This is a genomic window from Pantoea vagans, from assembly GCF_004792415.1.
Lineage (GTDB): Bacteria > Pseudomonadota > Gammaproteobacteria > Enterobacterales > Enterobacteriaceae > Pantoea > Pantoea vagans.
Window position 1 is genome coordinate 328,399 of record NZ_CP038854.1, and the last position, 21,866, is coordinate 350,264.

Here is a 21,866-nt window from a genome sequence, read left to right on the forward strand (position 1 = left end):
TTTTAGTCCCTCTTCTCACCTTACTCAATGTCAGGCAGCGGCTTAGACTGGATTCAACAGCACAGGGGCCAGATACCCCCCTTTCTCACAGCAAAAGATACCGGAAGGAAACAACATTAATGAAGCGCTTTCGTTCACTCTGTGCCATCACCCTGGCCGCCCTGATGAGCGCGCCCGCGATGGTAAATGCACAAGGCATCACCAACATCGTGCTGGTACATGGCGCATTTGCCGATGGCTCATCCTGGTCAGCGGTTATTGAACGCCTGCAGGCTAAAGGCTATCACGTCACGGCGGTGCAGAATCCCCTGACCTCCCTGCAGGACGATGTTGACGCCACCGAGCGGGTAATCGCCCGGCAGCACGGCGACGTTCTGCTGGTCGGGCACTCCTGGGCGGGTGCCGTGGTGACGCAGGCGGGCAATAATGAAAAGGTGCGGGGGATCGTCTATCTCTCGGCGCTGGTACCCGACAGCGGTGAATCGGTCAGCGATCTGTTAAACCGTCTCGGCAGCCCGATGGAGGGTATGACGCCAGACTCGCACGGCCTGATCTGGCTCGACAGCCCGGCGGCATTTCAGCACGTCATGGCGGCGGACGTCGCATCAGATGAAGTACAGAAGCTCGCAGCGGTTCAGCAGCCCATCGCGGCCAGCGCCTTTAATGACAAAATCAAACAGGCGGCCTGGAGAGGTAAACCCTCCTGGTATCTGCTGACTCAAAACGACAATGCCCTGCCCTATAAAGTACAAAAAAAAATAGCGGCTCAGACTGGCTCTGTGACGAAAAATCTACACTCCAGCCACCTTTCACTTATTTCGCATCCCGACGACGTTGCCACGTTTATTACAAAAGCGGCAAAAAGCCTGAATTAACCATTGAGTGATTACTACGCCCACGCCAGGAGGATTCATGTCCGTTATTCTTCATCTTGATTCCAGTATTTCAAAAAGTGAGTCGGTTACGCGTTTATTATCGGCGGAAATTGTCCGGCAGCTCCAGGCGCGGGACAGCCTTGCCCGCCTTCATTATCGCGACCTCACGGAAGATGCCATACCGCATTTAACCGGCCCCATTGCTCAGGGGTTCAGGCCGCTGGGTGTTAACGACGCGGATGAAGAGACGCAAAGCCAGCATCGCTTATCGGATACGCTGGTCAGCGAATTTCTGGCCAGCGACATCATGGTGATAGGCGCGCCGATGTACAACTTTTCCGTTCCCAGCCAGCTCAAGGCCTGGCTGGATCGTCTGGCTCAGCCGGGCAAAACTTTCCGCTACACCGAAAAAGGTCCGGTCGGGCTGGCGGGCGGACGAACGGTGATTGTCGCGTCGGCGCGTGGCGGGTTTTATGAAAACGGCCCCTTCGCTTCAATGGATTTTCAGGAGCGGTATCTCAGTGCGTATTTCGGTTTCCTCGGTATTGAGAAAATTCATTTTATTCGCGCCGAGGGGGCGTCCAAATCTGACGATATCCGCCAGCACGAAATTGAACGGGCGCTGAATGCCGTTTCTGACATCGTAGCCGCCGTTAATTAAGGAGTGACCATGTTATATTCCATCACACTAAACTATCTGCACAATCAGGATGAACTGGCCCACCATACTGTGGGGCATAAAAAATGGCTCGCCGATAATATCGTGGCCGGACATATAATTTTCGCCGGTCCCCGGGTGGATGGAACAGGCGGCTATATCCTGGCGAATTATCCCGACGACGACGCGGTCAAAACAGCGCTCACTGACGATCCCTTTGTCCGCTATAACCTCGTCAGTGTAGAGGCCGATGCAATTATTGCCGCCATCGGTGCGGAGCCGTTTAGCCGCCACTGGGCAACAGAGGCGGTATCACTCTCCGTAAAATAGCGGTCCGGTGAGTTGTTTATGACGCCTTAATAACCCTGCTCCGGTGGTGAAAATCGCCTGGGCAGGGCTGCTGCCTGTCGCACGCTGAGACGCCGCAACAAAAAAAGGTGCGCCAGAGCGCACCAGATGGAACAACATCAATAGCGTCGGGGCAGCATCACCCCTTGCCTTTAACACTATTGATAAAGGTTTGCCTCGCAGAGGTGGAACCCAGCCGCTCGGCTTCATCCAGCAGTTTCAGCGCCTTGTCGATGTTGCCGCTGTTCACTGCCTGGGTGATCTTCTGATTAAAGTAATGCTCGGTGTCGCTCATGATGGGTTCAGCACGGGCTTTTGGCGCGGGCGCAGCGGCCGGAGCAGGCGCTGCGCTGTAGGCCGTTGCTACCGGTGCACTGTTACCTACTGTGACCGGGCCTGGCCCGGATGAGCCAAACAGCGGACCGACAAGAATCGAGGAGCCGGAACTGGTCTGCATTTTCAGCTTAATCGTGCCTTCGCGGCTGTGGCTGGCAACAGGATCGGGGATATCCGGTACGGCATGACCGGTGCCCTGGGCATAGGCTTTGGCCGGATCGAGCAGCGTGGTGGTCTGCGTCAGGTCGCTGTCGGTGGTGAACACCAGCAGGTAGACCTTCTGCTGACCCAGCGCTGGCGTGAGTTTCATCACGCCTTCCAGCCGGTCCGCCGTCATCACACCCGGCTTCTGGTAGGTAAAGTAGCGGCTGGGAAACCAGGCCGCCGGACGCAGATTTTCATCCAGCACCAGCACGTTTGGCGCAAAAACCTGACCGTTCTCTACAAGGCTGCTCAGCGTCAGCGTCAGTTCACCAATCGTAGCGGGCAGACTGTAGGCCGCGACCGGCCCGGCAATGTGTGGCGCGTTCAGCGTCTGGCCGCTATTAGCCAGTTTAGTGGTCTGGGTCTGAGAGGCCGCCAGCGGCTGCCAGCTCAGGCGTTGTAACGTTTCAGGAGCCACGACGGGTGCAGCGGAGAGATCCTGCGGCACCAGATTAACATCGGCCAGGGCAGGCAGAGCGTGCCCTGTCAGCAGCGCCGCACTCAGGCAGAGTGCAGCCAGTTTTTTCATTTTCATTATGCGTACCTTATTGCAGGTCGTGGTGTGAACCAGGCAATGGCACACCACGACCAAAGAGATCCCTCAGGCGCGAGGCCGCGCCTGTCAGAAAAGGCTTACCACCAGATTTCCATCTGCGCGCCGAAGGTGACTTCGTCGTTGTTGCCACGGCTGTTAGTCAGGATGCCGTTGCCGGTGGAGTCAGCAGAGGCGAAGGTAGTGAGATCGCCAGCGTTGTCTTTGTTGTAGCCCCACTTCTCATCCCATTTGGCGTAGGTTGCGAACAGACGCAGCGCCGGTCGGGACCAGATGCTGTCACCCGCCTGCCACTGCTGCGCCAGCGTGACTTTATACTGTCCATTGCGCTCGCCAGCCTGCTGCGATTTCACGTTGTCGTAGCCCAGCTCCAGCAACGTACTCATGATTGGCGTCCATTTGTACATCGGGCGCACACCGACGGTGTACCACTCGGTGCCGCGGTTGTTGTCCAGATCGATGTTCTGATACATGGCGACGTACATCAGGTCCCAGCGTTCCGCCAGCGAGATCGCGCCGTGATCGAGAATACGATACATGTCACCGTTGTTATTAAGACTGGTGCCCTGCGGCACGCCTTTGCCCTGCGAGGTCAGCGCGTCGGTTGCATATTGCAGCACAAACTTGTTGTAGCCCTTCAGCATGCTCTGGGTATGTTCAGCGGTGAACATCCAGCCATCTTTCGAGGCACCATCTTCCAGACGATAGTCATCACGGGCATTGGCACGACCGTAATCGACACCCAGTTCCAGCACGCCATCCGTGTTAGTTTCCAGACCGGCCAGACGCACATCAAACACGTCGTTGGCGGTGCTGGTGGCGATGTCACGGATACGATCGCTGGAGAAGGTGTAAGAGCCGCCAGCTTCAGACGAACGGGTTGCGGCGAAAGAGAGCTTACCAAAGCCGAGATCAACATCTTCCAGACCCGCGCCCGGACCGGAGATATCCCAGTAGTAGAAGTCGATCATATGAACATCGTGACGCTGATAGAAGCGCTTACCGGCCCAGATGGTGGAACCTGGCAGCGCATCAATCAGGTTTTTACCTTTAACGTTGGCTTCGCGGAAGGCGGGTGATGTCGCTTCCCAGTCATTCTGCTGCGCCACGGAGTAAGCCACGTTGGTGTCGAAATAGAAGCTTTTATCGCCCTCTTTCCACACTTCCTGGCCTAATTTCAGTTCGGCGTAGGTTTCACATTCGTTACCCAGACGGTACTTACTTTGAGCGCCGGTCGCCTGGAAACATTGCTGCTCGCCACCGCTGCCGGTCCAGCCAATGCCGGAACGGGCGTAACCGGTAAAATCAACCGCCATCGTCGGGGCGGAGAGGGTTCCCACCGCGACGGCAACGGCAATGGGAAGTTTGCGCAGAGTTAACATTTTCTATCTCCTGAGGTCATTGCTTTTATTGTTTTTGGCAGGGCTATACACCCGGCTCCTGATACAGCCTGCGGCACGCGCTCCCGTCCTCGCGGAACAGGTGACAACGCTCGGGCGGCAGGCCAATACCGAGGATGGCGCCCTCTTTTACCAGCACGACGTCCTCCTGGCGGTAAACCAGGTTCTGACGGATAGCGGGAATCTCGATGTGAATCTGTGTTTCATGCCCCAGCTGTTCCACCACCTGCACTTCCCCTTCCACGGTAACGTCGGCGATATCGCTGGAGAGCAGATGTTCCGGGCGAATGCCCAGTGACATATTGCTGCCAATCTGGACCCCGGCGCTGTCCACCGGCAGCCAGACCAGCTGCTGATTCGGCAGCCGCACCTGCACCTGATCGATGGCGGTGGCGGTCACTTTGACCGGCAGGAAATTCATTTTGGGTGAGCCGATAAACCCGGCGACAAAGCGGTTGGCGGGATAGTGATACAACTCAAGCGGCCTGCCGACCTGCGCAATGCGACCGGCGTCCAGCACCACAATCTTGTCAGCCAGCGTCATCGCTTCGATCTGATCGTGGGTGACGTAAATCATGGTGCGCTTCAGGCGCTTATGCAGACGGGAGATCTCAATGCGCATCTGAACGCGCAGTGCCGCGTCGAGGTTCGACAGCGGTTCATCGAGCAGAAAGACGCGCGGCTCCGCCACCAGCGTGCGACCAATCGCTACGCGCTGACGCTGGCCGCCAGAGAGGGCTTTGGGACGGCGATCGAGCAGGTGCGCCAGTTGCAGAATCTCAGCGACCTGATTGACGCGCTGATGGATCTCCGCTTTTTTCACCCCGGCCAGCTTCAGGCCGAAAGACATATTCTCCGCCACCGACAGATGGGGATAGAGCGCATAAGACTGAAACACCATGCCGATGCCACGTTCGGCTGGCGGCACCTCATTCATGCGCCGGTCGCCGATTAAAAGTTCGCCGCTGGTGATGGTTTCCAGTCCGGCAATCATGCGCAGCAGCGTCGATTTGCCACAGCCCGACGGGCCAACGAAAACAACAAATTCCCCTTCACGAATAGTGAGATCGATATCTTTCGACACCACCGTATCGCCCCAGGCTTTTGTGACATTGCGTAGCACAACGCTCGCCATGATCCCTTCCCTCTTAGCTGCACATTCGTGTCTGCCAGGCGGCAGACGGGTTCCGGGGCTCACTATGCGAGAGGAAACAGGGAGTCACATCCTCCGCCGCAACGCAATCTGCTGGGGGAGGAGGCGGGAGGAGGAGAAACGCGGGCTGACGCGGCGGGCCGCGCGGTGCCGCGCTTTTTTGTGATCGCTGACGCAGACCTGCAGGATTTTTTACCGCTTCAGCTCGCGCTTAAGGCGCTTTTTGCCAGTGCGATCACAGCGATTACGCTAGGGGCGTAGAGCGCAGGAGGATGAGATGCCGGTGTGGATACGCACAATGATGCCGACAGAGCATTCACCATTTCCGCTAACAGGATGGATTTATGACGATGAAAACCGGAGCACGAATTCTGGCCCTTTCTGCCCTCTCTGCCGTGCTCTTTTCAGCAGGCGCGATGGCAAAAATCGAGGAAGGTAAACTGGTCATCTGGATCAACGGTGACAAGGGGTATAACGGCCTTGCCGAAGTGGGTAAGAAATTTGAGCAGGAGACCGGTATCAAAGTCACGGTCGAACATCCTGACAAAATGGAAGAAAAGTATCCGCAGGTCGCAGCGACCGGCGATGGCCCGGACATTATCTTCTGGGCGCATGACCGTTTTGGCGGCTACGCGCAGTCGGGCCTGCTGGCTGAGGTGACACCGGATGCCAGCTTCCGCGACAAGATTTTCCCGTTCGCCTGGGACGCGGTGCGCTTTGACGGCAAGCTGATCGGCTATCCGATTTCCGTTGAGTCGCTGTCACTCATCTACAACAAAAAGCTGCTGCAGACTCCGCCAAAAACCTGGGAAGAGATGGCCGCGCTCGACAAGCAACTGCGGGCCAAAGGCAAAAGCGCCATGATGTTTAACCTGCAGGAGCCCTACTTCACCTGGCCACTGCTGGCGGCGGGCGGAGCTTACGCCTTTAAGCTGACCGACGGACACTATGACGTGAAGGATGTCGGCGTCGATAACGCCGGGGCGAAAGCGGGCATGCAGTTCCTGGTCGATCAGGTTAAAGCCAAAACGCTGAATGCGGACACCGATTACTCCATTGCCGAAGCCGCCTTTAACAAGGGCGAAACTGCCATGACCATTAATGGTCCGTGGGCGTGGGGCAACCTGGATAAGAGCGGCATCGACTATGGCGTCACAGAACTGCCTACCCTGAACGGTAAACCGTCTAAAGCCTTTGTGGGCGTACTGAGCGCTGGGATCAACGCCGCCAGTCCGAATAAAGAGCTGGCGAAAGAGTTCCTGGAGAACTATCTGCTGACCGATTCCGGGCTGGAAACGGTCAACAAAGACAAGCCGCTGGGTGCCGTGGCGCTGAAATCTTACCAGCAGACGCTGGAGAAAGATCCGCGTATCGCCGCCACCATGAGCAACGCGAAACAGGGCGACATCATGCCAAACATCCCGCAGATGGCGGCCTTCTGGTACGCGATGCGCACCGCGACCCTGAACGCGCTGGGCGGACGTCAGAGCGTTGACGCCGCATTGAAAGATGCCCAGGCCCGTCTGAAGAAGTAATTCTCCCCTTTACAGCCGGGGCAACCCGGCTTGAGTGATCGTTAAGGAAAACCGCATCATGTCAGGAAAACCGAAAACGCGCAGTCTGCTGCTGAAAAGCGTTCTCATCGGGCTCTGCTGTCTGCTGGTCGGCTATCTGCTGGTGCTGATGTACGCGCAGGGCGAATATCTGTTTGCGCTGCTGACGCTGATCCTCAGCGCGACCGGACTGTGGATTTTTGCCAACCGTCGCGCCTATGCGTGGCGCTATGTCTATCCCGGCGTCGCCGGCATGGCGCTGTTTGTGCTGTTCCCCCTCGCCTGCACTATCGCCATCGCCTTTACCAACTACAGCAGCAGTAACCAGCTTACCTTTGAGCGGGCGCAGCAGGTGCTGCTGGGCCGCACCTTCCAGTCGGGTGAGGCGGTGAATTTTTCACTCTTCCCGGCGGGCGATCGCTGGCAGCTGGTGCTGAACGATGGCAAAGACAATTTTGTCTCTCCGCCATTTGCATTTGGCGCAGATCAGACGCTGAAAATGACGCCTGCCACGCCACCTGCAGGCGAACGGGCGACGTTCAGAGCGATCACCACCCACCGTCAGGCGCTGAGCCAGCTCCGCGCCGAGCTGCCGGATGGCCGTCAGCTGCGGATGAGTTCGCTGCGCCAGTTCTCCGGCACCCAGCCGCTCTATCGGGCTGGCGCGCAGGATGAGCTGATTAACCAGCAGAACGGCACGCGTTACCGCGCCAATCCGCAGACCGGTTTTTATCAGGCCGTGAACGCCGACAATAACTGGGGCAACGAAACGCTGAGTCCCGGCTTTACCGTGAATACCGGCTGGAAAAACTTCGTGCGGGTCTTTACCGATGAAGGGATTCAGAAGCCGTTCCTGGCGATATTTGGCTGGACGCTGCTCTTCTCGCTGATCACGGTCGTGCTGACCGTGGCTGTGGGCATGGTGCTGGCCTGTCTGGTGCAGTGGGAAGCGCTGCGCGGCAAAGCGGTCTATCGGGTGATGCTGATTCTGCCCTATGCCGTGCCGGCCTTTATCTCGATCCTGATTTTCAAGGGGCTGTTTAACCAGAGCTTTGGTGAGATTAACGTGATGCTGAGCGCGCTGTTTGGCGTGAAGCCTGCCTGGTTCAGCGATCCGACGCTGGCGCGCACCATGCTGATTATCGTCAACACCTGGCTCGGCTATCCCTACATGATGATCCTCTGCATGGGACTGCTGAAAGCCATTCCCGACGACCTTTATGAAGCCTCGGCGATGGACGGTGCCGGACCGCTACAGAACTTCTTCCTGATTACGCTGCCGCTGCTGCTGAAGCCGCTGATGCCGCTGATGATTGCCAGCTTTGCCTTTAACTTTAATAACTTTGTGCTGGTGCAGCTGCTGACCAATGGCGGGCCGGATCGCCTGGGCACTACCACGCCAGCCGGATATACCGACCTGCTGGTGAACTACACCTGGCGTATCGCCTTTGAAGGCGGCGGCGGGCAGGACTTTGGTCTGGCGGCCGCCATTGCCACGCTGATCTTCCTGCTGGTGGGTGCGCTGGCGGTGATTAACCTGAAAGCCTCGCGGATGAAATTCGATTAATAGCCTGATGGACCAGGCGCTAAGGAGTTGTTATGGCTATGGTACAACCCAAATCGCAACGGCTGCGTCTGCTGACCACGCATCTGCTGCTGCTGTTATTTATCGCGGCGATTCTGTTTCCGCTGCTGATGGTGATCGCGATTTCACTGCGAGCCGGTAACTTTGCCACCGGCAGCCTGATCCCGGAGCAGATTTCCTGGGAGCACTGGCGGCTGGCGCTGGGCTTTAGCGTTGAACATGCCGACGGACGCGTGACGCCGCCGCCCTTCCCGGTGCTGCTGTGGTTATGGAACTCGATCAAGATTGCGGCAATCAGCGCGCTGGGCATCGTAGCGCTCTCCACCACCTGCGCCTATGCGTTTGCCCGTATGCGCTTTACCGGTCGCGCCAGCCTGCTGAAAGGGATGCTGATTTTCCAGATGTTCCCGGCGGTGCTGTCGCTGGTGGCGCTCTATGCGCTGTTTGATCGTCTCGGCCAGTATCTGCCCTTTATCGGGCTGAATACCCACGGTGGGGTGATCTTCGCCTATCTGGGCGGCATTGCGCTGCATGTCTGGACGATTAAGGGCTATTTCGAAACCATCGATGGGTCACTGGAAGAGGCCGCCGCGCTGGATGGCGCAACGCCGTGGCAGGCGTTCCGGCTGGTGCTGCTGCCGCTGTCGGTGCCGATTCTGGCGGTGGTGTTTATTCTGGCGTTTATCGCCGCGGTAACTGAAGTGCCGGTCGCCTCGCTGCTGCTGCGCGACGTCAACAGCTATACCCTGGCGGTGGGGATGCAGCAGTACCTCAATCCGCAGAACTACCTGTGGGGAGATTTTGCCGCGGCGGCGGTGCTCTCCGCGATTCCTATCACCCTGGTTTTCCTGCTGGCACAGCGCTGGCTGGTCAGCGGACTAACCGCGGGCGGGGTGAAAGGCTAAACGATCATCATTGTACGTTGCCACTGCTTACACAACGCCTGTTGTGGTTGAATGATTCGGCGGCCTGCGGGCCGCCTTTTTTATCCTAATCCGCTTCTGATGCCAGACTGCCCGCCACCAGCGCCATCACCATAGCCGCTATCGCCTGCTGACCTTCCGGTTTACTGATATCGCCGCGTGCCACCGCGCCTGCGATGGCATCCGCGCCCCCCAGCAGACCCCACATGCCGGCTTCCGCAATACCGCTGCTGCCAGCAAAAGGCGCAAGCCAGCGCTGACAGCGGGCAATAAAGTCGAGCTGATAGTGGCGTTTGACGGCGGCCAGTTCCGGTGAAGTACTGAGTGCGGAGAGCAGTTCGGGGATTTCGCGCCCCTCCGTCATCACACAATCGACATAACAGGCCGCGAGCACGTCCGCTTTTTGTTGCAGCCTGACTGGCGCGGCATCCATCGCCGCATTCATCCGCTCGCTCTGACGGCGATCAAAATCGTCATACAGTGCGGCCAGCAGCCCATGACGGGTGGTGAAATGGTCATACACCACCGGTTTACTGACGCCTGCCGCGTCGCCGACCCGCGCCAGCGTCAGCGCCTCGCTGCCTTCCGTCTGCATTATCTGCCACGCGACGTCTGACAACTGCCTGCGTCGGGCCTCACGTGACAGACGCTTGCGGGGTGTTTTTTCTACGGTCATGTTTTTCCTGATGGGCGAACAGACGCTGGCCCAGAGCCTGCGCCAGCTGATAGTGCGACTCAGGATAACCTTCATCGCCGATCAGTAACAGCTCACTGGTCACCACCGGCGCACCGCAATAGTCAAAGATGCCGTTTTCAATCTGATTACGCATGCTGGTGAAATAGCCGCGCCGCAGAAAGGTTCGGGTGTCCGCCGCGCCAATCGCCAGCAGATGCACAGGCAGATGGCCAAGGCGTTTAATTACCCGACCATCCTGTTCGCTGAACGCCCAGTCCTGGATAAACACCCGGTCGATCCAGCCTTTGAGCTGTGCCGGGAATGACCACCAGTAAATCGGATAGACCAGTACCAGCGCATCGGCGCGGTCCAGTCGCTGCTGTTCCGCCAGCACTTCGGGCGACGTCGACGCCTGGCCGTTGAAACGTCGATGATCATCGAGCGTGAAGCGCGGATCAAACCCTTCTGCCGCCAGATCGGCCTTTTCAACCGTATGGTGCCCTGTCGAGATTATGCCCTGCGCCAGCTGGTCCGCCACGTGGTGGGAATGCGCATCCTGGTCAGGATGGGAAGTCACTATGAGTGCATGCATCGTTGTCACCTTACCTGATTAGCCATTAAGCTACTAAAGGTAAGTTACTATTGGTAGGTTAGCAAGCAGCAACGTCTTTTCTTCTGACTAACCGCATTTACGGTTTAAATGCGGCCGTCGCCAGCAGAGCCTGCTCCAGTTGATGAGGGTCGAACGTAAAGGGAAGATGCGCCAGGCTGGCGGCGGGGAAGTGGATTTGCTGCGCGATTTGCCGCACGGTTTCGGCGTCGATAGCCGCGGGCAGCGTCAGGGGCGAGTGGAAACGGCGCAGCAGCGACAGCAGTTCCGGCTCGACATGTTTGCCCTGCTGTTCAATCCATGACTGGATCAGCAGACTGAAACCGACCTTTTCGCCGTGCAGCCAGTGATGCAGTTCCGGCTGGTGCGTCAGACGATCATGGATAACATGGGCAAAGCCGGGCGTCGCCATTGCGTCCTGAATACTGTTCGCCAGCCCTGCGAGTACAATATTGGCTTCAATCACCTTCTCCAGCGCCGGGGTGACCTGTTGCGCAAGGTTATCGGCCACCGCCGTTTCACCCCACTGTCTCAGCACCGTAACCGCCTGCCAGGCGGCGGCAACTTTAAGATCCAGCGCCATCCTGTGCGGCGTCTGTCGCTGATAAGGTTCAAACTCAAACCATTTTGCCAGCGCGTCAACAATACCAGACCGCAGGTAACGGACGTCGCTGCGGGCAATCACTTCGCTGTCCACCAGAATCCATTCCGGCATGGCATTAAGTGGCTGACTGCGAAGATGCCCGCCCTGCTCGTTATAGATTATTGCCAGCGGCGACCAGGCCGCGCAGGTGGCGGCCAGCGTGGCGAAGTTGACCAGCCGCACATCCGGCAGGGCATCGTTGACCGCTTTGGCACAGTCCAGCACCCGCCCGCCCCCGACGGCCAGAATCAGGGTGGCTCCGTGCGTCTGCACCTGCTGTTGCAGAGCAGCTATCGCCGCATCGGTGCATTCACCGGTCAGCATGTCGAGCTGCCAGTGAATACCGGCCTGTTCCAGGCTGATGGTCAGTGCCGGATTCACCGCCTGCCAGGCGTTTGGCGACGTGAGGATGTGAATATGTGAGGCCAGTGGCCGGATAATCTCACCCACTTCAGACCGGAGTCCTGGCCGTTGCAGGTAGCCTTTCGGCGACATTACACGAAACATCGCTGCCCCTTAACGTCGATAAGCCAGCGAACGCACCAGGCGGTCACCGAGTTTCTGAATCAGCATCACCAGCGCCAGCAGCACCACAATCGTGGCCGCCATGATCTGGTTATCGAAGCGCTGATAGCCGTAGCGAATCGCCAGATCGCCCAGTCCGCCACCGCCGACCACACCCGCCATCGCCGAGAAGCCAATCAGCATCACAATCGTCAGGGTAATTCCGGCCACCAGCGCGGGCAGCGCTTCCGGCAGCAATACGCGGCTGACGATATGCCAAAGGGTGCCGCCCATCGAGACCACTGCCTCAATGCGGCCGCGATCGACCTCATCCAGCGCGTTCTCCACGATGCGGGCAAAGAAGGGAAAGGCGCCCAGCGTAATCGGGACAATCGCGGCGGTACTGCCGAGCGTGGTGCCGACCAGCAGGCGGGTAAAAGGGATCAGTGCGATCAGCAGCACCACAAACGGCAGCGCACGCCCGGTGTTGACCAGCACATTGAGCAGCAGTGAAATCGCGCGGTTAGACAGAATGCCCTGGGGACGGGTCAGGAACAGCAGCACGCCCACTGGTAAACCTATCGCAACCGTAAAAAGTGCCGCCAGCAGCACCATATATAACGTTTCGCCTGTGGCATTTAACAGCAGTTCCTGAAACCGATCGCTACTCATGCTACGCATCGGGTTAATGCCTCTCGCTGATATTTTTCAATAAACGCCCGGTCCGCTTCGCCATCCTTCAGCAGCATTTTGCGCAGGCGTCCCTCTTCACGTCCCATGATCTGGCTCAGCGTGCCGCTCTCGACCAGCTGGCCATTCTCCAGCAGCGCCGCACCGTCACAGATACGCTTTACGACCGCCATTTCATGGGTAATCAATACAACTGTGATATTGAGCTGCTGCTGAATATCGGCCAGCAGATCGAGAATCGAGGTGGTGGTTTCGGGGTCCAGCGCGCTGGTCGCCTCATCGCACAGCAGATAACGCGGTCGGGCGGCCAGCGCGCGGGCGATGCCGACGCGCTGTTTCTGTCCACCGGAGAGCTGCGACGGCCAGGCGGCCGCAAAGGACTCCAGCCCCACCAGTTTCAGCAGCGAGGCGACCCGCTGGCGGCGCTCCGCCTTAGGTACACCGGCAATCTCCAGCGCCAGATCGACATTGTCCTGCACGTTACGGGAATGCAGCAGATTGAAGTGCTGGAAGATCATCCCCATCTGCTGGCGCTGCTGACGCAGCTGCGCCAGGCTCAATGTGGCGAGATCCCGACCATCTATCTCAATCCGCCCGCTGGAGGGACTCTCCAGCCGGTTCAGGCAGCGCAGCAGTGTACTTTTGCCCGCCCCGCTCCGGCCCAGGATGCCAAAGATGGTGCCCTCTTCGATGGTCAGAGAGATATCGTCTAACGCTGGCGCAGGTGCGCCAGCGTAGTGTTTGCTGAGATGACTGAGCTTAATCATGCTGCTGGTCCGCGACCGGAATCACAGAGCCCTGATAGGTTTTACGGATGAACTCCGCCACCTGCGGCGAGCGCAGATCTTTCGCCAGCTGAATCACTCGCGGATCTTTCGCCAGTTCAGGCGTGGTGACCAGCAGGTTGGCGTAAGGGTTATGCGCCGCGGATTCCAGCCCCAGCGCATCTTTCGCCGGATTCAGGCCCGCTTCCAGGGCATAGTTGCCGTTGATAATGGCGGCATCAACGTCATCCAGTGACCGTGGCAGCTGCGGTGATTCGATCTCAACAATTTTAATTTTCTTCGGGTTTTCACTGATATCTTTCGGCGTCACCAGCGTCGAGCCCGCCTCGCCCTGCGCGTTTAGTTTAATCACGCCTTTGTCCTGCAACAGCCAGAGTGCGCGGCTCAGGTTGGTGGTGTTGTTCGGCACGGCAATACTCGCGCCCTCTGGCAACGCTGCCAGCGATTTCACCTTACGCGAGTAGATCCCCAGCGGCTCAATATGCACACTGGCGACCACGGCAAAGGTTTTCCCCAGCGCTTTCTCCTGATCTTTTAAATAAGGCAGATGCTGGAAGTAGTTGGCATCGACATCCCCGGATGCCAGCAGTTCATTGGCATTCACGCCCCCGCTCAGCTCAACAATTTTGATATCCAGTTTCGGATCCAGAGTTTTGACATACTCAAGAATTTCCGCATGCGGCAGCGGATCGGCCGCCACGCGCAGCGGTGCAGCCTGTAAACTTTGAGCAATCAGCAGTGAAAGACCAGCCAGAACCAGAAAGCGCTTTTTAATCATCATCATTTATCTCTTATCGTTATCAGTCGTAGTTTTTAGTGGGTGTTGTGTTCGGGATAGAAACGCTGGGCAACTTCCGGATGCGAACGCAGCCGGCCTTTAAGGTAATTCCAGCCAACTTCTCGCAGGAGCGGGTTAAGCGGATCGCTGCTCGGTCCCTGCGCCAGCTCAGCCAGCTGCGGGGGAAGCTGATAGATTGGCACGACGGCGTCGAGCTGGGCGCCAAGGAAGAAGGCAATGGATAACCGCTCATTGTTCTGCTGCGGCGACACCACGCGGTGTACCGTCGCGCGCAGATAGCCGTTGGTCGCCAGCTCCAGCAGTTCGCCAATGTTGACCACAAATGCGCCCGGCAAAGGTGAGGCATCAATCCAGTTGTCCGGCGTCACTTCAACCTGCAAGCCCGGCTGGTCGTCCTGTAATAGCATGGTCAGGAAACCCGAATCTTTGTGTGCGCCGACACCCTGGCGTGATTCACCCTCGGTGCGGCCCGGATAGCGGATCAGTTTGATGTGTTCGTTGGGATAGTCGCCGTAAAGGTTATCGAAAGCGTTACGTGGCAGGTTCAGCGCTTCGGCAAAGGCGCGCAGCAGTTCCAGCGCGACGGCAGTCATCTGCTGCTGCCAGCGGGTCACCACCGTCTGCAGTTCAGGCAAGGCTTCAGGCCACTGGTTCGGCCCCTGCATGCGTTGCCAGGTCGGAGAATCGGCAGTGACGGGCAGCGCTTCACGCTCTGCGCCAATATCGAACTGCTCACGATAGTCGGGCTGGCTGCGGGTGATTTCCACGCCCGCCAGGTTGTAACCACGAAAATGCGGTGAGTTGGCCATGGCGACCGCCGTTTTGTCCGCCTGCGGCAGAGCAAAAAACGTCCGCGCGACCCGCTGAACCTCATCCAGTAATTCACGGTCGATACCGTGATTAATTAAGTAGAAGAAACCGACATCACGCGCGGCCTGGCTTAATTTTTCCAGAACCTGTCGCTGCTGCTGTTGATTACCTGACAATAATGCGAAATCAATGACCGGCAATTCTGATGGGGTTAACGCACTCATGATTAACACTCTGTTGGCATAGAATCGTTTTACCTTGCCATTTCAGTTATGCGTTAACTACCAACTAATCCTGCTATGGATATGCGGCGGATGGGAATATCCCACCATCGCTTAAGTCCCCGCCCGCAGATTACTCTGTGGTCGGGATCACAAATTCCGGTGGCGACCACGCTGTGATTTCAGGCAGGGTCTCGTGGTAAAGCGCAATCTCTACAAAACAGGTCTGCGCGCTGCACCCCTGGCCCAGTCGTGAACTGCCGCGATCCTGGGTAAGCACATTAGGGTTGCCATGTTTATCCAGCGGCTTCCCCTCCTGCTGTTCGAGCGGGTCATACCAGGCCCCGGTCGACATCTGCACCACGCCCGGCAGGATATCCTGCGTCAGATGCACGCCCGCCAGCAGCGCGCCGCGTTCGTTGAACACTTTCACGATGCTGTTCTCCTCAATGCCACGCGCAGCCGCATCCTCAGGGTGCATCCAGAGCGGCTCGCGCCCGGCAATTTTGGTGGCCCGGCTGACCCGGCCATGATCGTACTGGCTGTGTAGCCGGGTTCGCGGCTGGCTGGAGAGCAGATGCAACGGCCACTGCTGCTTCTCCTGCTGCTGAGCCTGATATTCCGGCGGATACCAGAAGGCAAAGCCGGGCGCTTCTTCATAGCCAAAGTCAGCCACCCGCTGCGAAAAGAGTTCGATTTTTCCCGATGGCGTGCTGAGCGGGGCCGACTCCGGGTTATCGCGGAACGCTTTGAGCAGGATCTGCGGTGTGTCAGGCGCGGGATATTCCACCACGCCCTGTGACCAGAAGGCCTCAAAGGGCGGCAGTTCGATGCCCTGCGCCGCTGCGCGTGGCCGGGAGTCTTCGTAGATGGCTTCAAGCCACTGGCGCTCATCGCGCCCCTGAGTAAAGACAACAGCAAAACCGAGCCGCTGCGCCAGCTCAGCAAAGATGGCGTAATCCGATTTTGCCGCCCCAAACGGCGGCAGATGCTGCGGCATGGCGATAATAAAGCCGTCGTTGCTGGCGCTGCCGATATCCTCGCGCTCCAGTGAGGTGGTGGCGGGCAGCACGATATCGGCAAATCTGGCCTGCGCCGTCCAGAACTGCTCATGCACAATCACGGTATCTGGCTGCTGCCATGCGCGTATCAGCTTGTTGATATCCTGATGATGATGGAAGACGTTGCCGCCCGCCCAGTAGACCAGCCGGATGTCGGGATAGGTTCGCTGCTGGCCGTCAAACGCATAGTGACCGCCGGGATTAAGCAGCATGTCGGCGATACGTGCCACCGGTATAGTCTGCTGTACGGCATTATGGCCGGCAGGCAGTCGGGGGCCAGAGAACTGTCGCCGGGCGGCACCCGCCAGATTGGTTGAGGCGTAACCAAACCCCAGCCCGCCGCCGGGCGTGCCAATCTGCCCCAGTAACGCAGTGGTGGCGACGGTGGCCCAGAACGCCTGCTCGCCCTGCCGCGCACGCTGCACTGACCAGGCAATATTGACCATCGTTTTGTGAGCCGCCATCTGTCGTGCTAACCCGCGAATCTGATCGGCGGCCAGCCCGGTCAGCGGCGCGGCCCATTCGGGCGTTTTGACGAGACCATCATGCTCACCCTGCAGATAAGCCGCGTAGGTTTCAAAACCCACTGTGTAGCGCGCCACAAAGGCCGCGTCATACAGGGATTCCGCAATCAATACCTGCCCGATGGCCAGTAGTAACGCCGTATCGGAGCCGGGCTTTATCGCCAGCCACTCCGCGTCGGCCACCCCGGCGAGATCGTTTCTGACCGGACTGATGTTGATAAAGCGGGTGCCATTCTGCCGCAGTGTGGTCAGCCAGTGAGCCAGCGCATGATCGTTAGCCCCACCGCCATTGACCTGCGCATTGCGCAGCGGCAATCCGCCAATCGCCACGAACAGTTCACAATGCTCCGCCAGTACCGGCCAGTGAGTATGGTGACGTTGTAACTCATCCAGATTACCGATGATGTGTGGCAGCGTACGTTCACCGGCCGCAATGCTATAGGTATTGGTGCTGGCGGTGTAGCCGCCATAGTGGTTAAAGAAGCGGTGCAGCTGGCTCTGGGCATGATGGAATCGTCCGGCGCTGGACCAGCCATATGAGCCGGCATAGATCGCCTCATTGCCGTGCCCGGTTTTCACCCGCGCCAGCTCCTCCGCCACCAGCTGCAGCGCCACTTCCCAGCTCACCTCGACAAACGGCTCTTTACCGCGTCCGCTGCGTGAAGCGCTTCTGTTCTGCAGATAGCCGAGCCTGACAGCCGGATTTCTGACCCGGGTTTCACTCTGCACCGCGCCCGGCAACGACTGCCCGATAGCGGACGGATTACGGTCCCACGCCACCGGCCTGACCGACGTCAGCGTATCGCCGTCGGTGGTGACGTGATAGGTGCCCCAGTGCATTACCGCTAAATCATTCTTCTTCATGGTTTACTCGCGTCGGATACGGCGTGAAATACGCGTCCCCAGGGTTTGCAGAAGCTGGACAATAATAATGAGAACCAGCGCAGTCGAAATCGTGGCAAAGGCGTCAAAGCGCTGATAACCGTAGGTAATGGCGAGGTCACCGATGCCGCCGCCACCCACTGTGCCCGCCATCGCCGTGGCGCCCAGCAGTCCGATGGTGGCGGTGGTCAGCGCCAGCACCAGTGAAGAAGCGGCCTCCGGCAGCATGAAATACCAGATAGTCTGCAGCGTGGTAGCCCCCATCGCGTTGGCTGATTCCAGGATACCTTCGTCGACCTCCAGCAGCGCGCTTTCCACCAGCCGCGAGATATAAGGCGCAATAAAGATCACCAGCGGCACAATGGCACCCGCCGTGCCAATCGTGGTGTTCACCAGCAGACGCGTCAGCGGCAGGATAGTGATCAGCAGAATAATGAACGGCAGAGAACGGATGATATTCACAATGGGGTTCAGCAGCTGATGCACCAGACGCTGCGGCTGTATTCCGCCCGGACGGCAGACCACCAGAATAATGCCCAGCGGCAGCCCCAGCAGCGAACCAAAGCCCAGCGACAGCCCCACCATAATCAGCGTGTCCTGCATCGCCGTCAGGAACTGATCGCCGGTTACAGCCGTTTCAAAGAGTTCAGACATCACTGATTTTTACTCCGGTCGCGGTGAGAAACTGAATCGCCGCCTCGCGCTGCGCGGGTTCACCTTTGATCTGCACAATCATGAAACCCAGAATGGTGCGCTGCACCTCCGTCATGCTGGCGAACAGAATATTCACCTCTACCTCATAGTTGCGGATTAGCTGATTGATCACCGGCTGCTGTGCCGTGCTGCCGACAAACTCCAGCCGCAACGCGTCGGCTGCCGGATGCTCGCTGAGCAATTCAAGCGTCTGCTGTGGCAGGCGATCGTGAATGACCGACTGCACAAAGCTGGCGCTCACCGCCTGCTGCGGTTCGGCGAACAGCGTCAGGACATCGCCCTGTTCAACAATGCGCCCGTGCGCCATCACCGCCATCCGGTTGCAGATCTTCTGCACTACCGACATCTCGTGGGTGATCAGCACAATGGTGATGCCATAACGCTGATTGATTTCCTGTAACAGCAGCAGAATCTGCACCGTGGTCTGAGGATCCAGCGCCGACGTCGCCTCATCGCACAGCAGAATGGCAGGGTTGGTCGCCAGCGCACGGGCAATCCCGACGCGCTGTTTCTGACCGCCGGAGAGTTCGTCCGGGTAGCTGTTGGCTTTGTCGCTGAGGTTCACAAACGCCAGCAGTTCCGCTACGCGGGTGGCGATAAAATCTTTACTCCGCCCCTGCAATATCAGCGGGATGGCCACGTTATGAAATACGGTGCGGGCATTGAGCAGATTAAAGTGCTGAAAGATCATCCCAATCTGCTTTTTGACTTCAATTAACCGCTTTTTGCTAATCCCCTGTAATGCTTCACCCTGCACCTCTACCGTGCCGGTCGTCGGCGTTTCCAGATGATTAATCAGGCGCAGCAGCGTGCTTTTTCCGGCACCGCTGGTGCCGATAACGCCAAAAATATCGCCCTGGTTGATGCGCAGATTAATATCCTGCAGCGCCTGCACTTCTGTCCCGTTACGTGCAAAGGTTTTACTGACCTGTTGAAACGCGATAGCCGCCTGACTCATTTGAAATAGTCTGGCAACAAATAGCCCGCATATTGCGCATTACTGGTGATATACGCTTTGAATTCCGGCGAGTGATAGCCGGCAATAATGTCACGGGCAAACTGAGCCTGCTTATTTTTACCCGCTACCGTTACCACGTTAATAAACTGGCTGGTTGGTGCCTCCAGTTTCAGCGCGGAATTGAGTTTCAGGCCACTGGAGACCGCGAAGTTACCCTGAATAACACCATAATCCACATCAGGCAGTGCGCGCACCTGCTGGGCATTATCCATCTCTTTCAGCACGATTTTGTAGGGGTTCTCCGTAATGTTTTTCTGCGAGAAGGTTGCAGCATCACTCTCCGGGCTGATTTTAAGCCAGCCTATGCTCTGAAGTAACAGCGCAGCCCGATACTCATTTGAGGGCTGGTTCGGCACAGAGACCGTGCTGCCTGGCGCAGGTTGCGTCAGCGTTTTTGCGCGTTCAGAATAGAGCCCCATTGGCGGGGTCGGCACCTGCACAATACCGACGTTATCGATGCCAAGCCGATCGTTAACCGACTTCAGATAGACCGGATGCTGCATGATGTTGGCGTCAATCGTGCCGCGATGAACAGCATCATTAACCTGAATGCCATCGCTGAAATCTTTATATTCCAGCGTATAGCCCTGCTTAATTAACAGAGGTGCCACGCCTTTTTCAAACTGCTCTTTATACGGACCCGGATTAAAACCAATGCGTATTTTTTTCTGGTCTGCGGCTTGCGCAGCAGAGATAAAAATTGAAACAGCCGTCAGTGAAAAAATAATTCCCCGTGATGTAATGCGCATAGTACTTCCTGATTCATTATTGTAAGAGCAATCGATTTAATCACAGCCCTTACAATCAGGAACAGGCAAAACCGGCCCCGACTTTGGCTTATTTATGCTAACGATAGTCACAGGCTGAATATCCAGATAGCGGCAATCTTCAGCGTTATTTCTGCTAAAGAAATGAAACGCGGCTGTGTCATTCTTTTCCGCTTCACACTCTTTATTGCGGGACGGTTATGGCGGAGTTTGCAGCTTCAGATTTGGTCGCAGGGCTGGAAGAGAATCTTTTCAGCTTACTTGAGAAGCAGGCAGCAGAACTGGATGCATCGCAGTTACCGCTTATCGATCTCTCATCGGGCAGCCCACGACAGCCTACGCCGCCTGTGGTCATCGCCTCCTTACAGGCTGCGGCGGCGCGGCCGGAAAATCATGAGTATCCCTCCTTCTGGGGAAAGCCCGCCCTGCGTCAGGCTATCGCAGACTTTTACCAGCGCCACTATGGGGTCACGCTCAATCCCGATACCGAAGTTGCGCTGTTTCAGGGCGCGCACATTGGCGTCAACGGCTTTCCACGCGCCCTGCTCAACCCGGGCCAGGTGTTAATCTCAACCGATCCCTGCTATCCAATCTATCGCTCAGCAGCACGCCAGGCCGGTGCCGATTTTTATGGCATCCCGCTGGAGTCGCGTAACGCTTTCCTGCCCGATTTTACTCAGGTGCCGGATGAGATTGCCGAGCGCGCCGGTCTGGTTATGCTCAACTATCCCCATAATCCCACCGGCGCACTGGCGACACCCGCGCTGTTCGCCGACGCGCTGGCTTTCGCCCGCCAGCACCATATTCCGCTGATCCATGACTTCGCCTACGCTACGCTGGGCAGTGAGCCGGACGAGCAGCCGCTAAGTCTGCTGGCCCAGCCCGATGCTAAAGATTGGTGCGTGGAGATTTACACCCTGTCGAAAAGCGCGTTGATGGCAGGCTGGCGTGTGGGCTTTGCTGTTGGAAACGCCTCGATTATTGCGGCTTTTAAAAAGCTGCATACTCACAGCTACAGCACGGTGTCTGGCGCGGTGCAGGATGCCGCCATCACCGCCTTGTCGCTCTCTGCTGAACAACTTAACCGCCTGGCTGATCCTTATCACCAGCGGCGTCGCGTGGTACTCGCCAGGCTGGCAGCGATGCACTGGCCGGTGCGCGCTCGTCAGGGCACCTTTTTCCTCTGGCTGCCTGCGCCACCCGGTTATACAGGCGAGCAGTTCGCCAGCCTGTTACTTAGAGAGTGTCATCTTCTGGTGGCACCCGGTCACGGCTTTGGCCCCGCCGGGCGGGATTATATTCGTATCAGTCTGACCGCCAGCACGCAACAACTGCTTCAGGCGCTGGATCGTATTGACGGCCTGAAGCTGTTTAATGAGCGCAGGCGTGGCTGATGAAATCAGAGCCAGACAGCATCTGAGCCATAAAAGTGGAATATGACCAAATGTTTATGAGCGTAAGCAGGCATGAGTAAGTGCAGTGTGCTGGTTTTGTCAGCAAATCCAGTTATTTCGGCTGAAAACTTGCAAAACCTTACATTCGTAGTCTAAGGTTTACCGGCTGCGGTTTCTGCC

21 protein-coding genes are annotated in these 21,866 nt (G+C 57.7%); 7 read left to right on the forward strand and 14 right to left on the reverse strand.

Going from position 1 to position 21,866, the window contains the following annotated elements; all coding sequences use genetic code 11:
* Window positions 1–119: 119 nt before the first annotated feature.
* The 3 genes from EGO56_RS20385 to EGO56_RS20395 are packed head-to-tail and all read left to right on the forward strand — an operon-like array spanning window position 120 to window position 1,863.
* Complete coding sequence (locus tag EGO56_RS20385; RefSeq protein WP_135910852.1) at window positions 120–875, forward strand: alpha/beta fold hydrolase; 756 nt, start codon at window positions 120–122, stop codon at window positions 873–875.
* 37 nt (window positions 876–912) lie between these two features.
* Window positions 913–1,536, forward strand: coding sequence for an FMN-dependent NADH-azoreductase (locus tag EGO56_RS20390; RefSeq protein ID WP_135910853.1), 624 nt, complete (start codon window positions 913–915; stop codon window positions 1,534–1,536).
* A gap of 9 nt (window positions 1,537–1,545) precedes the next feature.
* Window positions 1,546–1,863: a YciI family protein gene (locus EGO56_RS20395; protein ID WP_135910854.1), complete on the forward strand. Its 318-nt coding sequence runs from the start codon at window positions 1,546–1,548 to the stop codon at window positions 1,861–1,863.
* 157 nt (window positions 1,864–2,020) lie between these two features.
* Here EGO56_RS20395 and malM read toward each other — a convergent pair whose 3' ends face one another.
* From malM to malK, 3 genes are all read right to left on the reverse strand, one after another.
* The gene (gene malM, locus EGO56_RS20400) at window positions 2,021–2,956 is read right to left on the reverse strand and encodes a maltose operon protein MalM (protein WP_135910855.1); all 936 of its coding nucleotides are present in this window, start codon (window positions 2,954–2,956) and stop codon (window positions 2,021–2,023) included.
* A gap of 98 nt (window positions 2,957–3,054) precedes the next feature.
* On the reverse strand, window positions 3,055–4,356 hold the full coding sequence (locus EGO56_RS20405; RefSeq protein ID WP_135910856.1) for a maltoporin: 1,302 nt from the start codon (window positions 4,354–4,356) through the stop codon (window positions 3,055–3,057).
* Window positions 4,357–4,399: 43 nt separating this feature from the next.
* Window positions 4,400–5,509, reverse strand: coding sequence for a maltose/maltodextrin ABC transporter ATP-binding protein MalK (gene malK / locus EGO56_RS20410; protein WP_135910857.1), 1,110 nt, complete (start codon window positions 5,507–5,509; stop codon window positions 4,400–4,402).
* A 362-nt stretch (window positions 5,510–5,871) separates the two neighbouring features.
* Here malK and malE point away from each other — a divergent pair, with 362 nt between their 5' ends.
* Genes malE through malG form a run of 3 tightly spaced genes read left to right on the forward strand, consistent with a single transcriptional unit; the run spans window position 5,872 to window position 9,570 of the window.
* Entirely contained in the window at window positions 5,872–7,062 is a 1,191-nt protein-coding gene (gene malE / locus EGO56_RS20415) for a maltose/maltodextrin ABC transporter substrate-binding protein MalE (RefSeq protein WP_135910858.1), read from the forward strand.
* Between the two features lie 58 nt (window positions 7,063–7,120).
* Window positions 7,121–8,647, forward strand: a complete 1,527-nt coding sequence (gene malF / locus EGO56_RS20420) for a maltose ABC transporter permease MalF (RefSeq protein ID WP_135910859.1) — start codon at window positions 7,121–7,123, stop codon at window positions 8,645–8,647.
* Between the two features lie 32 nt (window positions 8,648–8,679).
* Window positions 8,680–9,570, forward strand: a complete 891-nt coding sequence (gene malG / locus EGO56_RS20425; RefSeq protein ID WP_013196178.1) for a maltose ABC transporter permease MalG — start codon at window positions 8,680–8,682, stop codon at window positions 9,568–9,570.
* Window positions 9,571–9,655: 85 nt separating this feature from the next.
* Here malG and EGO56_RS20430 read toward each other — a convergent pair whose 3' ends face one another.
* The 11 genes from EGO56_RS20430 to EGO56_RS20480 all read right to left on the reverse strand — a co-directional run bounded on the left by EGO56_RS20430 (window position 9,656) and on the right by EGO56_RS20480 (window position 20,274).
* Complete coding sequence (locus EGO56_RS20430; protein WP_135910860.1) at window positions 9,656–10,264, reverse strand: TetR/AcrR family transcriptional regulator; 609 nt, start codon at window positions 10,262–10,264, stop codon at window positions 9,656–9,658.
* Window positions 10,224–10,856, reverse strand: a complete 633-nt coding sequence (locus tag EGO56_RS20435) for an NAD(P)H-dependent oxidoreductase (protein ID WP_135910861.1) — start codon at window positions 10,854–10,856, stop codon at window positions 10,224–10,226. The genes EGO56_RS20430 and EGO56_RS20435 overlap by 41 nt, the downstream gene beginning before the upstream one ends.
* A 97-nt stretch (window positions 10,857–10,953) precedes the next feature.
* Window positions 10,954–12,024 carry an iron-containing alcohol dehydrogenase family protein gene (locus EGO56_RS20440; RefSeq protein WP_135910862.1) on the reverse strand — a complete coding sequence of 357 codons (1,071 nt, stop codon included), beginning with the start codon at window positions 12,022–12,024 and terminating at the stop codon, window positions 10,954–10,956.
* 9 nt (window positions 12,025–12,033) lie between these two features.
* Window positions 12,034–12,702, reverse strand: coding sequence for a methionine ABC transporter permease (locus EGO56_RS20445; RefSeq protein ID WP_135910863.1), 669 nt, complete (start codon window positions 12,700–12,702; stop codon window positions 12,034–12,036).
* Window positions 12,690–13,478 carry a methionine ABC transporter ATP-binding protein gene (locus tag EGO56_RS20450; RefSeq protein ID WP_135910864.1) on the reverse strand — a complete coding sequence of 263 codons (789 nt, stop codon included), beginning with the start codon at window positions 13,476–13,478 and terminating at the stop codon, window positions 12,690–12,692. Before EGO56_RS20450 ends, EGO56_RS20445 begins: the two co-directional genes overlap by 13 nt.
* On the reverse strand, window positions 13,471–14,274 hold the full coding sequence (locus EGO56_RS20455; protein ID WP_033785173.1) for a MetQ/NlpA family ABC transporter substrate-binding protein: 804 nt from the start codon (window positions 14,272–14,274) through the stop codon (window positions 13,471–13,473). The genes EGO56_RS20450 and EGO56_RS20455 overlap by 8 nt, the downstream gene beginning before the upstream one ends.
* A 35-nt stretch (window positions 14,275–14,309) precedes the next feature.
* Complete coding sequence (locus tag EGO56_RS20460) at window positions 14,310–15,329, reverse strand: isopenicillin N synthase family dioxygenase (RefSeq protein WP_013196171.1); 1,020 nt, start codon at window positions 15,327–15,329, stop codon at window positions 14,310–14,312.
* Window positions 15,330–15,459: 130 nt separating this feature from the next.
* Window positions 15,460–17,775, reverse strand: coding sequence for a molybdopterin-dependent oxidoreductase (locus EGO56_RS20465; protein ID WP_135910865.1), 2,316 nt, complete (start codon window positions 17,773–17,775; stop codon window positions 15,460–15,462).
* A gap of 3 nt (window positions 17,776–17,778) precedes the next feature.
* Complete coding sequence (locus EGO56_RS20470) at window positions 17,779–18,447, reverse strand: methionine ABC transporter permease (protein ID WP_135910866.1); 669 nt, start codon at window positions 18,445–18,447, stop codon at window positions 17,779–17,781.
* Window positions 18,440–19,465 carry a methionine ABC transporter ATP-binding protein gene (locus tag EGO56_RS20475; RefSeq protein ID WP_135910867.1) on the reverse strand — a complete coding sequence of 342 codons (1,026 nt, stop codon included), beginning with the start codon at window positions 19,463–19,465 and terminating at the stop codon, window positions 18,440–18,442. Before EGO56_RS20475 ends, EGO56_RS20470 begins: the two co-directional genes overlap by 8 nt.
* Window positions 19,462–20,274, reverse strand: coding sequence for a MetQ/NlpA family ABC transporter substrate-binding protein (locus tag EGO56_RS20480; protein WP_135910868.1), 813 nt, complete (start codon window positions 20,272–20,274; stop codon window positions 19,462–19,464). The genes EGO56_RS20475 and EGO56_RS20480 overlap by 4 nt, the downstream gene beginning before the upstream one ends.
* A 218-nt stretch (window positions 20,275–20,492) precedes the next feature.
* Between EGO56_RS20480 and EGO56_RS20485 the strand changes: the two genes are divergently transcribed.
* Complete coding sequence (locus tag EGO56_RS20485) at window positions 20,493–21,686, forward strand: aminotransferase class I/II-fold pyridoxal phosphate-dependent enzyme (protein ID WP_135910869.1); 1,194 nt, start codon at window positions 20,493–20,495, stop codon at window positions 21,684–21,686.
* The last annotated feature ends 180 nt before the right edge of the window (window positions 21,687–21,866 follow it).

Coding starts and splice junctions, on each gene's coding strand:
- EGO56_RS20435 (WP_135910861.1), bottom strand. CDS start 10,856: ATGCATGCACTCATAGTGACTTCCCATCCTGACCAGGATGCGCATTCC.
- EGO56_RS20470 (WP_135910866.1), bottom strand. CDS start 18,447: ATGTCTGAACTCTTTGAAACGGCTGTAACCGGCGATCAGTTCCTGACG.
- EGO56_RS20450 (WP_135910864.1), bottom strand. CDS start 13,478: ATGATTAAGCTCAGTCATCTCAGCAAACACTACGCTGGCGCACCTGCG.
- EGO56_RS20445 (WP_135910863.1), bottom strand. CDS start 12,702: ATGCGTAGCATGAGTAGCGATCGGTTTCAGGAACTGCTGTTAAATGCC.
- EGO56_RS20440 (WP_135910862.1), bottom strand. CDS start 12,024: ATGTTTCGTGTAATGTCGCCGAAAGGCTACCTGCAACGGCCAGGACTC.
- EGO56_RS20485 (WP_135910869.1), top strand. CDS start 20,493: ATGGCGGAGTTTGCAGCTTCAGATTTGGTCGCAGGGCTGGAAGAGAAT.
- EGO56_RS20395 (WP_135910854.1), top strand. CDS start 1,546: ATGTTATATTCCATCACACTAAACTATCTGCACAATCAGGATGAACTG.
- EGO56_RS20385 (WP_135910852.1), top strand. CDS start 120: ATGAAGCGCTTTCGTTCACTCTGTGCCATCACCCTGGCCGCCCTGATG.
- malK (WP_135910857.1), bottom strand. CDS start 5,509: ATGGCGAGCGTTGTGCTACGCAATGTCACAAAAGCCTGGGGCGATACG.
- malG (WP_013196178.1), top strand. CDS start 8,680: ATGGCTATGGTACAACCCAAATCGCAACGGCTGCGTCTGCTGACCACG.
- EGO56_RS20475 (WP_135910867.1), bottom strand. CDS start 19,465: ATGAGTCAGGCGGCTATCGCGTTTCAACAGGTCAGTAAAACCTTTGCA.
- EGO56_RS20460 (WP_013196171.1), bottom strand. CDS start 15,329: ATGAGTGCGTTAACCCCATCAGAATTGCCGGTCATTGATTTCGCATTA.
- EGO56_RS20430 (WP_135910860.1), bottom strand. CDS start 10,264: ATGACCGTAGAAAAAACACCCCGCAAGCGTCTGTCACGTGAGGCCCGA.
- EGO56_RS20480 (WP_135910868.1), bottom strand. CDS start 20,274: ATGCGCATTACATCACGGGGAATTATTTTTTCACTGACGGCTGTTTCA.
- malE (WP_135910858.1), top strand. CDS start 5,872: ATGACGATGAAAACCGGAGCACGAATTCTGGCCCTTTCTGCCCTCTCT.
- EGO56_RS20465 (WP_135910865.1), bottom strand. CDS start 17,775: ATGAAGAAGAATGATTTAGCGGTAATGCACTGGGGCACCTATCACGTC.
- malM (WP_135910855.1), bottom strand. CDS start 2,956: ATGAAAATGAAAAAACTGGCTGCACTCTGCCTGAGTGCGGCGCTGCTG.
- EGO56_RS20390 (WP_135910853.1), top strand. CDS start 913: ATGTCCGTTATTCTTCATCTTGATTCCAGTATTTCAAAAAGTGAGTCG.
- malF (WP_135910859.1), top strand. CDS start 7,121: ATGTCAGGAAAACCGAAAACGCGCAGTCTGCTGCTGAAAAGCGTTCTC.
- EGO56_RS20405 (WP_135910856.1), bottom strand. CDS start 4,356: ATGTTAACTCTGCGCAAACTTCCCATTGCCGTTGCCGTCGCGGTGGGA.
- EGO56_RS20455 (WP_033785173.1), bottom strand. CDS start 14,274: ATGATTAAAAAGCGCTTTCTGGTTCTGGCTGGTCTTTCACTGCTGATT.